This is a genomic window from Nostoc sp. 'Peltigera membranacea cyanobiont' 232 (genome assembly GCF_002245985.1).
In the GTDB taxonomy this organism is placed as follows: Bacteria; Cyanobacteriota; Cyanobacteriia; order Cyanobacteriales; family Nostocaceae; genus Nostoc.
In genome coordinates this window covers 1-14,872 of record NZ_NOLK01000179.1, presented here as the reverse complement: position 1 = coordinate 14,872, position 14,872 = coordinate 1, and the positions used below count along the sequence as shown (strand labels likewise).

The 14,872-nt window shown below is 42.3% G+C and carries 12 protein-coding genes and 3 pseudogenes; 12 read left to right on the top strand and 3 right to left on the bottom strand.

The genetic code is table 11. The features are described 5' to 3' along the window. Positions 1-131: 131 nt before the first annotated feature. A pseudogene (locus CDG79_RS34365) lies at positions 132-713 on the top strand (IS4 family transposase); the annotation flags it as partial. 180 nt (positions 714-893) lie between these two features. Here the strand turns inward: CDG79_RS34365 and CDG79_RS34360 are convergent. From CDG79_RS34360 to CDG79_RS34350, 3 genes are all read right to left on the bottom strand, one after another. Beyond that, on the bottom strand, positions 894-2,240 hold the full coding sequence (locus CDG79_RS34360; protein ID WP_094346104.1) for a hypothetical protein: 1,347 nt from the start codon (positions 2,238-2,240) through the stop codon (positions 894-896). 90 nt (positions 2,241-2,330) lie between these two features. Further along, positions 2,331-3,923, bottom strand: coding sequence for a hypothetical protein (locus CDG79_RS34355; RefSeq protein WP_094346103.1), 1,593 nt, complete (start codon positions 3,921-3,923; stop codon positions 2,331-2,333). Between the two features lie 626 nt (positions 3,924-4,549). Continuing rightward, positions 4,550-4,759, bottom strand: coding sequence for a hypothetical protein (locus CDG79_RS34350; protein WP_094346102.1), 210 nt, complete (start codon positions 4,757-4,759; stop codon positions 4,550-4,552). A gap of 257 nt (positions 4,760-5,016) precedes the next feature. On the opposite strand from CDG79_RS34350, the gene CDG79_RS45260 reads away from it, so the two are divergent. The 11 genes and pseudogenes from CDG79_RS45260 to CDG79_RS34285 all read left to right on the top strand — a co-directional run. Then, entirely contained in the window at positions 5,017-5,772 is a 756-nt protein-coding gene (locus CDG79_RS45260) for a hypothetical protein (RefSeq protein WP_317616638.1), read from the top strand. 252 nt (positions 5,773-6,024) lie between these two features. After that, on the top strand, positions 6,025-6,786 hold the full coding sequence (locus CDG79_RS34330) for a hypothetical protein (RefSeq protein WP_094346100.1): 762 nt from the start codon (positions 6,025-6,027) through the stop codon (positions 6,784-6,786). Between the two features lie 65 nt (positions 6,787-6,851). Next, positions 6,852-7,121: a hypothetical protein gene (locus tag CDG79_RS34325; protein ID WP_094346099.1), complete on the top strand. Its 270-nt coding sequence runs from the start codon at positions 6,852-6,854 to the stop codon at positions 7,119-7,121. Further along, positions 7,118-7,441, top strand: coding sequence for a hypothetical protein (locus CDG79_RS34320; protein ID WP_094346098.1), 324 nt, complete (start codon positions 7,118-7,120; stop codon positions 7,439-7,441). The genes CDG79_RS34325 and CDG79_RS34320 overlap by 4 nt, the downstream gene beginning before the upstream one ends. Before the next feature lie 38 nt (positions 7,442-7,479). After that, positions 7,480-7,869, top strand: a complete 390-nt coding sequence (locus tag CDG79_RS34315) for a hypothetical protein (protein WP_094346097.1) — start codon at positions 7,480-7,482, stop codon at positions 7,867-7,869. A gap of 40 nt (positions 7,870-7,909) precedes the next feature. Beyond that, positions 7,910-9,088 (top strand): RNA-guided endonuclease InsQ/TnpB family protein, encoded by a 1,179-nt coding sequence (locus CDG79_RS34310; RefSeq protein ID WP_094346096.1) that lies wholly within the window; start codon positions 7,910-7,912, stop codon positions 9,086-9,088. Positions 9,089-9,360: 272 nt separating this feature from the next. Beyond that, positions 9,361-9,654, top strand: coding sequence for a type I restriction endonuclease (locus CDG79_RS34305; RefSeq protein ID WP_094346095.1), 294 nt, complete (start codon positions 9,361-9,363; stop codon positions 9,652-9,654). Next, positions 9,655-10,605: a hypothetical protein gene (locus tag CDG79_RS34300; RefSeq protein WP_094346094.1), complete on the top strand. Its 951-nt coding sequence runs from the start codon at positions 9,655-9,657 to the stop codon at positions 10,603-10,605. A 420-nt stretch (positions 10,606-11,025) separates the two neighbouring features. Further along, on the top strand, positions 11,026-12,375 hold the full coding sequence (locus tag CDG79_RS34290; protein WP_223278510.1) for a strawberry notch C-terminal domain-containing protein: 1,350 nt from the start codon (positions 11,026-11,028) through the stop codon (positions 12,373-12,375). 292 nt (positions 12,376-12,667) lie between these two features. Further along, positions 12,668-14,419: pseudogene (locus CDG79_RS45310) on the top strand (HEAT repeat domain-containing protein); the annotation flags it as partial. A 116-nt stretch (positions 14,420-14,535) separates the two neighbouring features. Next, positions 14,536-14,711: pseudogene (locus CDG79_RS34285) on the top strand (isocitrate lyase/phosphoenolpyruvate mutase family protein); the annotation flags it as partial. Positions 14,712-14,872: the final 161 nt, after the last annotated feature.

Genomic DNA, 14,872 nt, shown 5'->3' with positions numbered 1-14,872 from the left:
CTCAATGGCGATCGCAGTATTACATCAAGGACAATTGCCTATCCCATCCCTGAACCTTCACTGTTCAATAGCTTTAAAATCTGTAGTGCCTATTCCGCATAGCTTAGAGCTTTTCTTAGTGCCATTCGAACGTGACCCTTGACAATGGTTGTACAAGTCCTGTGGCACAATTACTGCCACCTAAAGGAGAAGCCTATCTCTTTCAAGAAGTCACCATTTTACAAGATATTGAGTGCCATCTTGCCACTGCTAATTTAGCGATGGCAGGTGAGCCTTGGGCAGTCCTGACAGATACGACCCCCTCGTTACAAACATTTGAAGTCTACGGTCAGCGATTTGGTGGAATCGAACCGCATTTTAAGGATTACAAGTCGGCAGCCTTTGACTTGACCCGTTCTCACTTGCGGGATGAAATGGCACTCAGTTGTTTATTGATGCTACTAGCTGCTGCTACGCTGATTGCCATTTCCATTGCCGTCGTTGTCACCAGTGAAGGTCGCACTAAGATGCTTGACTGGCATTTCCACAGAGGTTTGAGCTTTTTACAATTGGGTTTACGTGAGATTAAACGATTGTGTTATCAATGTCTGCCGATTCCTAGCTTTGCCCCTTTACCTCGAAGGAGTCCTATACCGGGCTGTGCCTCACTTAAAAAACGGGAACAATTACAGACCAGGGTTGAGTTCTCCAAAGTCACTGTTTTCTCTACTTAAAACTCAAAAAAGTTTTCTGCACCACTAAGCTCATAATGTCAATAGAGTTTAAATCACCTTACAAAGTAGGAGAAACGTATCTAAACTATAAAAATCTTTAATACCAAGGGTTTTAGAAAAGCCGTACATTCGCTATGAGAAACGAGTACTACAATATACTAGTAATTAAAATTGTGATCACTAGTCATTCCACTTCACCAACACCCCGTCCACAATCGCAATTCCCCACTGCGGAAACTTCGCCAGCAACTTCTTGATCACAATCTGCAAAGCCGGATCATCACTCCAGCACGAGAGCAAGAAGTCAAACCCCGGATTTTCCCCAACCAGAGAAGCCATCTTCAGTTTCTCCATCCGCAATAGTCTAGTCTTGGATCTAACGGCGATGTCTTCTCTACAAGACGCTCCGCGAACGGCGGTAAACAACGCCTCACTAGATTTTTGCACCTGATAATTGACCACAGATATATTCCACTGCTTCTCAAACTTGCTGATTGTTGTCCTCATGCTGGCGTAATACTTGCTGTCTAGCAAATATTGAATTACCCACAACGGGGGGCATTCTCCAAGGTTTGCTCTATCCAACCATTCAAATATCTCATTTTGATTTAATGACACGGGCGCTTGATTAGCGATCGCAGAATCTAGAGAAAATTTATTTTCGGCAACGGGCGCGGCGGAACCAGTACCCTCATGAGGGAATATCCCCTCAACACCACAGTCCTGCTTTTCAGCTAACAACGAAGTAGAATGACTCGGTGCATCATCTACAAGCGCCAGCGATGTACAGTTATTCGCCGTAGGCGAGTCTTCAAGTTCTGACGCGCTTTCGATACGTGAAGGCGACGCGCCCCTCAAGGGCGCGTGAGCCGTTTCCTCCTCACGCGGATTTCGAGCAAGCGCGTCAGAACCAACTACCATACCAACAACCTTAGTTGGTTGTTGGTAGGTAGTTAACGGGTAGTTAGAAACGTTGTTAGGTTTTTGGAAACCTTGCAAATCCTCACTTTTTTGACCATTCTTTTGGAATGATTCCAAATCAGGCTGAATTTGTTCCACTTTGGGGTAATTTTCATTCCGTCCGGGCTGGTTTACTTTCTCGCCGGCGTGGACGGCTTTCTCGTCACAAGAACTGGTTTCCGCAGACGTGGACAATTCCCAATAAAAGCGATTGTAATAACCGTGCAAGTTACGGACACGGTAGCTAATCAACCCAGGTCTACCGGAGGGTAAGCGGCCAAACACTTCCTCAAACTGGAACAGTCCTTGAGCAGTCAACGCCGCCCCTGCTTTTTGCAAAGATTTGTAGGTGAGGTTAGTATCGAGTTTATGGGCAGAACCCCCGAATTGTTCAGCCGCTACAGAGTCTAACCAAAGCTGTTGGACTGACGGAGGCTGTTGACGAACCCAGTTAATATCCTCAATTGATACCTTGCAATGTGGTCTAATCGATTTATCTTCTGAAGCTTGTTTGCGATCGCTTCGCTGTTTGCTGCCACCGTTGATTGCTTTTAACGCTGTAGTCATAAATTCCCCCAAAATTTGCATGACAATATGAGCGGCATGGTTGCAATGCCACGTTTAAGTTTTTTGGCTATTCTCAAAGCGAGTCTTTATCTACTGGTTCTCGTCTTGCCAAAAGCGCAACTCATCTCGTGAATACCTATCAGCCTTTTTTGATTGCTCCTTCCAACAATCCCAGGCAACCACCAACTCTTCGCCCAAATCCTCTACAACTTCACCCCTCTCTACATACAAAGTTCGGTAAGGGTCGGCATGAGCAACAATAGAACCAACGCCAATAATGCGCGGTTGAAGGGATGCTTTCTGAAGAGCCGTAATTAACTCTGTTTCCTGGGTGGTAAGTTCTGCCCAGTAATCTTGTTTAATCACCTCGTACTCTTGGGCAATATCCCAATAATCCTGCCAAGTACACCCAGGTTTAGCTAGCACTGCCTTAATATCACTAATCGCCTGGGGCAACATTTCCAGTTGCTCGGCTCGATAGGCGATTGCTTCAGGAGTTGGACTACTGCCCAGAATTATGGCCGCAGCTTCCAGGGCTTGGGTATTGTTCATAGCGTTGGCGAGATTCTTCAATGCCATACCCATCAAGCGCAGACATTCTTGGGCATTCTCTTTTGGAGGTTCTTGGGCTAGCGATCGCAAATCAATTGTCTTCTCCAGGGCAAGCTTGACTTGCTTGTTCAAAACTTTAGTCGCTTGCTGGGTCATGGTATTCCCCCACTGTTGCGAGGGACGTTGCTCTACGGCATTTTCCAAATCCTGAATATGCTGCCTAAGCTGTTGGTTCTCAGTCTCCAACTGCCGTAGGGATTCCATTTCATCCAGCCGTTGCTGTAACTGAATATTCTGCTCTTTCTGTTGCTTGTACAGGTTTTGTAAGGATAAGATTTGTTCTTGTACCTGGGCTTCGGCTCTAGCCCCTGCTTCGGCTTGTAGTCCAATCCTCAATTCCTGCTCTAGACGCTCTAATTCTTGCTTGTGTTGTTTTTCGAGTGCCGCGATCGCTTCAGAATATTCTTTGGGGTATCTACGCTCACTCGGTTCGGACACAATTGCGTCATTTAAATCAGTCAAATCAGTGTTGTTTACCAGCAGCCTCTCGCCATCGCTGAAAGTCACAATCTGCTGTGAAGTGTTTGGCGGGTCTGCTTCAATCACTCCCGACTCCCCATAACGGGGATGTGATTGTGAGGAAATCCTGACCGATTTACACAATTGCGTTTGACTTTTTTCGCTTTTTGTGGTGCGTTTAGTTATTGGTGCAACCTGTTGTACTGCTTTGGCAAAGTCTGCTGCGGTGGGGAAGGGTTTTTCTTTTGCTGCGAGCGCAACAGCTTGTTCTAACTTATCGGGAGTTTTGACCAGTCGGAGCAAGGAGCGAGTTTGAGAGGGTTTGGTAATATGTGGCCTCAGTTCTTCTGGTAAGGTATCAACTACTCGCTTGGCCGCAAATAGATCCTTGACCCGGCGATATCCCCCGTGTTTGGTCAACTCGCTTTCGCAGTAAGCTTCAAAGCTGTTGTGTCCACCATCTTCGTAATAGCCTTTGTCTCGCATCAGTCGCAATTCATCGGATGCTTGCCACTCAAAACGGTCGATGGCGGTGAAGGTTTCCTGGATGCTGGTGTTGAGAATGCCGTAATTGAACGCTAATGTTGTTTCGGAAGGGTTTAGTGTCAGCATATTCCTCTCCTATTCAAATAAATAGAAGAGGTGCTATAAACTACCTTTAGTAAATGAAAAATTATTTGTACCCCTGGTTTCACACCACCAGAGCTAATATTATTCTTTTTATTACAAGCACAAGCTAACAGAGATAGACGGCTGTTAATAATACAACTGAACTCTGTACATAGTGCAGGGAAATTTGGTACTGTTAGGTAAATCATAGCCTTAAACGTTGGTTATGTTCTGCCCCCACTGGTAGCCTGCAAAACTTCCCTGTGGGGTCTTTAATTTATGACTGCTGCGGACGCTTGAGAGTCTGAGCTTCCAATCCTTTATCTATGCTGACTCCTATGGGTGTCTGCATACTTTCCAATGAATCCACAGATTTTGCAATGCCTCTATATCTCCTGAATGCAATTGCATATAAACCGATAGTTTCTGGTGTGTCATATTGTCAAAATGAGGTTAAATCATATATTCATAGTATAGGCAGTGCATAGAATAGTCAATGCACTGCCTAAATTTGTATATACACCCTATTTATGCAAAATCCCCTGACTCATCGTCAGGGGATATAGAATTAGTTTTTAAAGATTTACGAACGCGCTCACGCCAAAGCCTGAAAAACTGAAGCTCGTTTCTCAGGCTGCTAATTCCCCCAATACTTGCTCAACCCTTACTAATCTTTTTTCTAGCTCCTCTATTTTCTGAGATTCATTCTTTTGGGGAGAAGCTAAATACTGCTTCATATATTCAATTAGTAATTCTGTAGCTGAAGTATTATCTTCTTTAGCTTTCCTTATGAAAGCTTCTTTTAACTCATCATCTATTCGGATATTTAGCTGACCCATACGCTTCCTGCATTTATCTGTCTATACATAAGACTAGCCCCATTTACTTGTCTATGCAATGCCTATGCTAGTTTTTTCATGACTTATAAGGCTTTTTTCAATTTTGCATATACAAAATCTAGAAAATATATTGACATTTGCATAGCATTTGTATATACTAAAGCTATGCAAACAAAAGGCGATCGCGAGGTCTGGACAACTTGAGCGATCGCCCTTTGTGAAAACCTAACCCCGTGTAGAGGCAGGAGATCCTTATTATGACGCAATCCGTTTACACACAACAAGCACCCTCAAGCTTCAAACTCAATCAAACAATAATTGCAGATACTCCCTTCAAAGATGAGCAAGCCCTAGCTCAAGCAGAACTGAACAACTATATCGAATCCCAAGCCGAAGCTGTAGCCCCAACCCAAGATCCCCTGACTGTTCGTGACCGTCGCATCATTGGCGAGATTATTCAAGTCGAACCGGAATCAGTTCGTACTATCTGGCTTGAAGGTGGAATCACTGTATGGGTGCGGTTCGTAAACGGTGGCTGCTTGCCTTTTGACCGAGACTGGTTCGCAAAAAGAGTTGCAGAGGTTAAAGCGACACTTCCAGAAACACCATTGGAGCGCAATGAACGCCTCAGCGATGAATTAGAAGAAGCTTGTGTCAAGTTCAACCTGTGGCATCCCCAGATTGATTGGTTATCCTTAATATCAATTCCACACGGTTGGAAATACCCTCGTTTTACTTTAGGACAACGTGCAGAACAAGGACTGATTATCGGCATCAAGTATTATCCAAGCGACAGTTTTTTAGCATACGAATATGGCGAAGGCTGGCGGTACATCGCCATGCCTGATATCAATTCTATTGATGAAGGAAATCACTTAGAGAACGAAATTAAATTACTGACACCGCAGGAATTGAGAGCAGAGATTCAGGCTGAAATAGAACAATGTCTACGCCAACTTGAACTGCTTAAGTACGAATTAAAAGCAATTCCTGGAGGTGTAGCTAATCCCTAAATCGCCCAAAAACTGCTCTGACCTCACGGCTGCTAGCTTGCTGATTTTCTTGCGCCGCTATGGTGGTTCTGCTCCTTTACACAGCATTAATTTCTCACGAACAGTAATCCAATCATTACTCGATAGAGAACTAGTACGAGTGCAGAATACCAAACACGGTTTTTTACTGACAATTACACAAGATTCCGACAAATTGCCGACTAACTAAGCCCATTAAATCATTCAAACAAACACAGCCATCACTTTGCACACATGGAAACTATCAAAATCAACAACAGCGTTTTTCTCATTCCTCCCAGCCAACCTAAATTGCAAGCCAATTGCGCTAAAGAATATGGACAATTCCTTCTAGATTGTCCCCCAAAGCTGACGATTCTAGAAGCACAAGCCGGTGGATATCTCAAAGGTAATAAGGCTGACTTTGCAATCGCGATCTCCCGCCCTGACCGTCTACTCACAATCAACGAGAACTTCACCAACGAGCCATTTACTGAACTCTGGGTGATTCCGGTTGCTGGCGGACTTAAGGATCAGTTTAAGGGCCCAGCTTCCATGCTGCTTAGTTTCTTAATCCATCGCCGGAGTAAAGACAATTTCGCCGGACTGTACAACCACTTCGCCCATCGTGCTTTTCAATCGTGGTGTGAGGAAGGGATGCCCGGAGATCCAAAGGAGTTCTGTTATCAGGCGATCGCTAGCGTATTGAAAAACTATATTTTCTGCGCGGAGTTTCAGAAGGTAGAAGGGACACTAGGAACGTACTGGTTTATTCAGTGGAGCTATCGCAATCCTCAGTCTGATTTTGAGAAGGATGCGCTAGAGGCAGCAGAGATGATTCGTAGTGGTGCAGAATCTGGGGCAACAATTCATTGGGTGACGAATGATACTTACGAACGCTGGGCATCAAACGCGATTGTTGCTGCGCCTGCATTACCGGCTGTTTCGGAAGCAGAGGCAAGAGCATCTTTACAAGCTCAAAATCAACAAGTATTGCCACAAGGTAACAAACGGTAATTAAGCATTATAAAGGCGATTCGCTCAAGAGTCGCCACTACATCAATTAGCAACAAAATCACTCCATGAAAATCGGTACTGTCTCAATTAATTATTCAAGAAAATTCAATTTAGGAAACTACGAATCTCTCGAAGTAGGCTGTTCTCTCTGGGCGCAAGTGGAAGATGAAGAAGATGCTTCGGGCGTAGTTCAATTCCTTTACCACCAAGCTAAAGCAGCAGTGAAAGAAGCTGCAATGCCAGTAATTAAAGCGTCGGAATTTCAAATCAGTAAAGCCAAATCTCAAAAGAAGGTGACAACTGATTTGGGTGTTGGGGAATTGGAGGATTTATGAAACAACTAACAGGTTCTATGTCCATCGCTGCACTACCACCATCTACTGCGGCATCTTCTAAAAAAGAACTACTTGAAACAATCGATTGGCTCCAAAGAGAAGGAGCGGCAACTGAAACTAATCTCAAGCTTTTGACTGCAATTGTTGAATCAATTCTATGGTCTGAAGAATCCTACACCAGATTTTTGCAATGCGGGTTTGATGCTGCAATTGAACTATTTGATATTACTTCTCAAAACTGGGATTTTACAGAAACAAACTCATCACCTCACAACCCCAGAAATTGGGACGAATACAAGCGGCTAGAAAAACACCAATAATATTTCTTCAGCTTATTTAGTCATAAGAGGAATAAAAAATGAAAAGAAAATGGACTCCCCAAGAGTTAGAAATTCTTGAAGAAATGTCTGAAGCTTACACACCTAAACAGATAGCATACAGACTCAGAAGACGAGGCTATCATCGCACAACTTTAGCTGTTCATAAAAAGCTCTATGCGTTGGGTTATGCTGCACGTCCTACTCTCGATAACTATAGTTGTAATCAAATTGCTCAAGCTCTTTCATTGAACCCCTGTACTGTAGCTAAATGGGTAAAACGAGGCTGGCTCAAAGCTATTCGGCGTTCCGCGACAAATTACCTAGTTAAGAGTCGGGATTTAAAACGGTTTTTCAAAAATCCTCCACAATCAATTAAAAAGCGGATTTCAAGGATAGATCCGCAGATTATTAGGTATTTAGTAGGGTAGCTAAACAGTATTTAAGTCTAAAGCAGAGGAGTTTTTAACAATGCGAATAACCTACCAGTACCGTTTACGTCTAACTCAAAAACAAATAGACACATTTGAACACTGGCTCGAATTATGCCGTCGCCAGTACAATTATAGGTTGGCAGAAAGGTTTAACTGGTGGGAACAAAACCGTTGTGATGTTAACCGATGCTCTATAGTTTGTTGCAGCATTGCACCGTTGAAAGACCAACCAAATCGTTGGTCACAACAAAAGGATTTAGCTAATACTAAAGCTCTATTTCCTGAGTATAAAGAACTTCCTTTGCATACATTACAAAATGTAATTGCAAGAGTTGATAAAACTTACACTCGATGGTTGAAAGGTGATAAAAATGGTAAAAAGTCTGGTCGTCCTAGATTCAAAGGTAAAGGGCGTTATCGTTCTTTAACTTTCCCCGATCCAATTAAGCCTGAACACATTCAAGGTAAGTTTATTCAGTTGCCTAAAATTGGAAAGGTAAAAGCAATATTGCACCGCCCCATACTTGACGATTTTAAAATCAAAACTGCTACTGTCACGCGTAAAGCTGACGGCTGGTATATCGGACTTAGTTTAGAAGATATGACTGTGCCTAGCCTTAAAACTGATGCCATACCTACACCAGATAACACAGTGGGTATTGACATGGGTCTTAAGTTTTTCTTAGTAACCAGTGACGGTGAAGAAGTTGCTATTCCCCAGTATTACCGCAAATCACAAAAACGCCTGAAACGCCTGCAACGTCAGTTGTCTCGTAAACAAAAAGGGTCAAAACGTAGAGCATTAGCAGTAAAACGAGTTGCCAAGCTGCATCAAAAAGTAGCCAACCAACGCAGAGATTTTCATTACAAAACTGCCCTATGGTTGTTGTCTAAGGGATACAAATTTATTGCTTATGAACATTTAAATATCATAGGTCTAGCTAGATCGCGTCGATCGCGACTAGCCAAATCAATTCTTGACGCAGGGTGGGGTCAATTTTTGGCAATCGCTAGTCTTAAAGCTGCAAACGCTGGAGGCGCAGGATTGCCACAAAACTCACATAAATCAACCATTGAATGTTCTGATTGTGGTCAAGATGTACCAAAAACACTGGCTGACCGATGGCACAATTGCCAGTGTGGTGCAAGCTACGACCGTGACCACAACGCAGCACGAAATATAAAACATAGGGCGGTGGGGCATCGCGTCCTTTAAAGCTCAGTTAATGTCCGACCCATTGGGGGGAGTCGCTGAGAAGCTCAGGTTGTCCCAAAAGGCAATACTGGGAGTATGTCACGGCGTGGAGTATGAGACTTTGGTAATTTGTACAGTGACAAATTAGATGGCGTTGAGACAATTCATATCATAGAGTAAGCCCTTAAGTTATTGATATAGTGAGATGTGATTTATACAGGGTTTTATGGGAACATTAATAAGGAGAAAAAACCCTGACCCTTCTTGCTAAGTTACTGTTCTAGGATGCTGTAATGTCTTTGAGTGAAGCCAATACCAGACAGAAGTTAATTGATCCGGCGTTAGAAAAAGCAGGATGGAACCTTACAAATCCCGATCAGGCGAAGATTAAGATTCCAGTAGATGGCTATGATGCAGCACCTTGGAAGAATGGAGTGACGGACTATTTTGATGCCCTAATGATTGGGTTAACGGCTACTCCAGTAACTTTTGTTGATCACAATACCTTTAGCGCCTTTCACTTTGTAATCCCAAATTTATTAAATAAATACTATATAAGTGATTTTAATTACATACAATTTAAGTAAATGCCTTCTTTAAACCAAATTATTAAACAACGTATTAAAAATTTACCGAAGAGTATTCAGGAACTATCTGACTCTAAAACACATCAAATCGCGGCTCTTCACCTAAGCAACGAATTTATCAACTCTTATGTCAATCATGTACACGATAGTTGGTCTGAGGTTCCTATAAATATTGATAATGAGGATGAAGAGTTTCATATTGTTGAAATGGCAGGTTTACTCATTGATGATAAGTTTATTTTAACAGAGAGGGATAAGACCCAATCTAAAAGAGATTTTCATTTCAATAAAATGAAAGCCTTTATTAGAGGACAGATGTTTATTGCAATAATGGGAGAATTGGAAGATTTTTTTTCAAAATTATTATTACTAACTTTACAAGCTTATCCAGAGAAACTAGGAGAGCAAAAACTTAGATTAAAAGATATAGAGTGTAAATTCAATAATTTTAATTGGGTTAAATCTAAAGAAAAACATATTAATTTTAATACAAGTGAAGACCTAATTAAAGAAATTGATAAACAAATTGAAAGAGCTATCATGGAAATGATATACAAAGGCTCTGATGAATATATCAAAAAACTTAGATCATATTTGAGTAAAGATAAGAATTCAGAAGGTAAAGATAAGAATTCAGAAGGTAAAGATAAGAATTTAGAAAATTTACTATGGTGGTTTGCACCACTATATGCAGAGATGAAGGCTAGGCGTAATGCTGCATTACATAATGGCTGGTATAGAAATGACAAATATGATGAAATAATAAAACCAATAAAAAGTAAATTAAAAGATATTGAAAAAAAGCAGGGGATACCTTATCCAGTTTCAGAATTTGATTTTTTAGGAATAGACTCAGATTATTTTGACCAAAGTTATAAAATAGCCCGTCAAGTTATAGATGAGTTTACGTCTCTTTGTATAAATAATTTCAAAATTACAAAAAAATCATAATGCTCACAGACCTCCATTTAAAATCAAAGTAGACCAACTTTGGAATAAGCTATGGACTGGTGGCTTATCCAATCTAATGGATGCGCTCAAGCAGTTCTCTTTCTTGCTTTTCCTGAAGCGGTTGGATGAAGTTGAAGATAATCGTTAACGTCAAGCTAAACGGCGAAAACAGGAGTATGTTGCTCTTGTCTCCCTAGAAATGCAGTGGCGATAATGGACAAAAATGACGGTTGACAAGGCATTAAATCATTTAAAAAATAAAGCTTTTTCTCGGCTGAAAGAAATTGGTAATACTGAAGTTCCTTTGGCAAGTATATGCAAAATGTGGAAAAGTTAGTTAACAAGAAACAGAAGCAATTCAGCTAACCTTGCTTGGATTAGAATAGATAAAAGAATGAAGTGTGATCGGAATTTATCTGTTTGCGAACAACGCGATCGCACTACCTGCTTGAAGCCGGATGGAGAGCAGACAACGCAATCCAAGGACTTGGGCGCTCACACCGCACAAACCAAGCATCAGCACCCGTGTTCAGACCTGTTACCACTAACGTCATCGGTGAACGCCGCTTTATCTCAACCATTGCTCGAAGGCTGGATAGCTTGGGCGCTCTTACTCGTGGTCAACGGCAGACGGGTGGCAATGGGATATTTGAGGCTAAGGATAATCTGGAGTCTAACTATGCAGAACACGCCCTGTATGAGTTATTCAGACAAATATACCAAGGTCGATTTTATGAAGTGCCTTTAGGAAAGTTCGAGCAAATGACTGGACTGTGCTTAACCTCTCATGAAGGCGGGATGAAAATCGACTTGCCCCCCTTGCGGCAATTTCTCAATCGCCTGTTGGCTTTACGCATCGATATGCAAAACACCATTTTCGAGCGTTTTGAGTTGTTGCTAAGTCAACAGATTGAAGCAGCGATCGCGGCTGGTGTCTATGAGATGGGTGTGGAAACTTTACGGGCTGAACGGTTTACTGTTGACAGCCAGGAAGCTGTGTACACCCACCCTGCCACTGGTAGCGTAACGAACTATCTCAAGATAGAACGCACTCAGAAGAATAACATCAGAACGGCTGACGAAATGCTTGAGTTTGCCAGTATGTACCAGGGGAAACTGATGGTTAACACCAAGTCTGGTAACGCTACTGTGTCAATTGCGACACATAGTATCTACGACGCTGATGGTGGAGTTGTCCCAAGAGTGTTACTTGTCCGTCCTCAAAAAGAAACCCGTATACCACTCAAGGATTTAGAATCTTCCACTTGGAAAGCGGTTTGTGTCGATGCGTTCGTTGCAGGGTGGTCTACTGAAGTGAACACACTGCCCAAGTTCACAACCGATTACCTGCACTTAGTCACTGGTATTTTGTTGCCCATTTGGAAGATACTACCACAGCACAATAGTAGAGTATTCCGACTACAAACCAGCGATGGACAAAAGATACTCGGTCGGGTGGTGAATGCTCACGACATTCAAACCGTGCGCGAACAACTTGGACTAAGAAATCAGCTGCTTTCTCCTGAAGAACTTGTGAAGCTGGTACTGAACGAGAGATATACACAGCAGCTACCAGGTGGTGTAACCTTGCGACGTTCTTTCGTTGCTAATGAACCTCGCATAGAACTGGTTAATGCTATCTCACTGGCAGAGCGACTCTTAGCTGTAGGTTGCTTCACCGAGATCATCAACTGGAAAAAGCGGGTATTCATTCCAGTTTCAGACAAAGCACCAGCTATTCTAGCGGTTGTGATTGAAATCTTGGGTTAATTCAAAAGCTGATGTATCTAATAAATACATCAGCTTAGTTTTCGCTCAAACAAGAGTCTGATAGCCTCACATTTTGCACTAAAAAAATTGATGTAACGTTCATCGCTTTAGTAAGCATAGTCACTGTATTCTCAAGGGAAGAAGAGGTTTTTATCTAGGGTGTTAACTTTGTACCATGTAATATCCTAAATAGGGATGTTCTGCCGCTTAAGTTCCGGGTGGTGTGGGGTTGGAGGGCTTTCTTGAGTTCACTATAGTGATTCATAGGGTTTCCGATGAGTGTCGTAATTCTATGAAACCCACATTCATAAACTTTTCAAGCTTTTTGTCCTGTCTAAGATTAACGATAAGTAAAATCATGTTTAACTATGACAATCTGAATCTAGAAGCTCGCAGATCGATCGCCTCGTCTGACGATACGCCTGCTGAGGTGCTTCAGCAGTTAAGTGTAGATCCCGATCCTGGAGTTCGACAGGCAGTAGCGATTAACCCTAATACTCCTGTGGAAATTCTGGAAAAGCTAGGAGAAGAGTTTCCCGAAGCGATTACAGCTAACCCCATTTTTAATGTTCTGCTGCTCGAAAATCCTGACAGTAAATTTGTGCGGTTGTCACTAGCTCGAAGTTCGACTACATCTGAAGAGATATTAGCCAGGTTAGCCGCGCTAGATAACTACTTTCTAGCTCGAAGTTCGACTACATCTGTAGGGTTATTCACGCTAGATTATGACTACTTTTTTAAGAATGAAGAGATATTGTTGGCGATCGCCCGCAATACTAGCACTCCTCCAGAGATATTAGCCAATTTACTATCAGAAATAGGACTAGCTCTAGAGAGAATAACTCAAGCACAGATATATAATTATGCTCTTGGTGCAGTTTGGGGTGGGCCTCCTGATGATGATTACCCGGAAATACCCGTTTATCAAAGGATGTTCTTGGCAATATGTAGCAATATTAATACCCCTATTGATGCTGTAAAAAAAATCTGTTCAGACTCACTCTCCAGCTCACTTTTCCAACTTGCACTCTATCCCAGTGTATCCTCACGAATTTTAGAGGTATTCGCGGATAATAAAGATTATAATGTTCGTGCAGCAGTCGCAAGAAACTCCAATTGCTTGCTACAGACTTTAGAAAAATTGGCAAGCGATGACGATGGACATGTTCGTGCATTAGTCGCAATAAACTCCAATTGCTCGCTACAAATTTTAGAAAAATTGGCAAGCGATGACGATGAACATGTTCGTGCATCAGTCGCAATAAACTCCAATTGCTCGCTACAAACTTCAGAAAAATTGGCAAGTAATAAATATGTAGAGAGTTGTAAAGAAGTTGCTAGAAATCGCAATACTTCACCAGAGATTTTAGAAAAATTGGGAAATCATAAAGATAGTTATGTTCGGACGGCAGTTGCCTCTAATCACAATACTTCACTACAGACTTTAGAAGAATTAGCATGGGATCTGCATTACAGCGTTCGCTGCGCGGTGGGGAGAAATCCCCATAGTTCGCCACAGATTTTAGAAGAATTGGCAAGCGATGACAATAGAGATGTTCGATGGAATGTTGTCTCTAATTGCAATACTTCACTACAGACTTTAGAAAAATTGGCAAACGATCTAGACTCAGGCGTTCGCTGCGAGGTGGGGAGAAATCCCTATAGTTCGCCACAGATTTTAGAAAGATTGGCAAGAGCTGACAATGGAGATGTTCGGAAGTCAGTTGCCTCTAATCGCAATACTTCACCAGAGATTTTAGAAAAATTGGCAAGCGATGGCAATAGAGATGTTCGATGGAGTGTTGCCTCTAATCACAATACTTCACTACAGACTTTAGAAAAATTGGCAAGCGATCTATACTTAGGCGTGCAGCGAGCAGCCGAACAAACCTTAGCGACTTTAGGCGTTCGCTGCGAGGTGGGGAGAAATCGCAATACTTCACCAGAGATTTTAGAAAAATTGGCAAGCGATGGCAATAGAGATGTTCGGAAGTCAGTTGCCTCTAATCGCAATACTTCACCAGAGATTTTAGAAAAATTGGCAAGCGATGGCGATAGAGATGTTCGGAAGTCAGTTGCCTCTAATCGCAATACTTCACCAGAGATTTTAGAAAAATTGGCAAGCGATCTATACTTAGGCGTGCAGCGAATAGCCAAACAAACCTTGAAGGAAAACGAGTTCTCTCGCAAGCTGAACAGGTGGGAAAATTCAAGCAGCAGTAGAAGCGCGTGGTGAGGGCGAGTTGGTAATTATTGCTCGCACTGATGCCCGTGCGCCACTGGGTTTAGAAGAAGCGATCGCTCGTGGGCGAGCTTACATCGCCGCCGGAGCAGATAAGGCAAGAGACGCGATAAATCGCCGTCTGTACAATAACGCTCTTTTATTACTCTCATGAGAGTATAATTAGTTACTAAGAGTTTAACTTAGCAAGGGTATTTAATTGGGTTCAAGAACGGCTACCTCCACGATCACCGTGGTAGATCAGTACTGCGATGC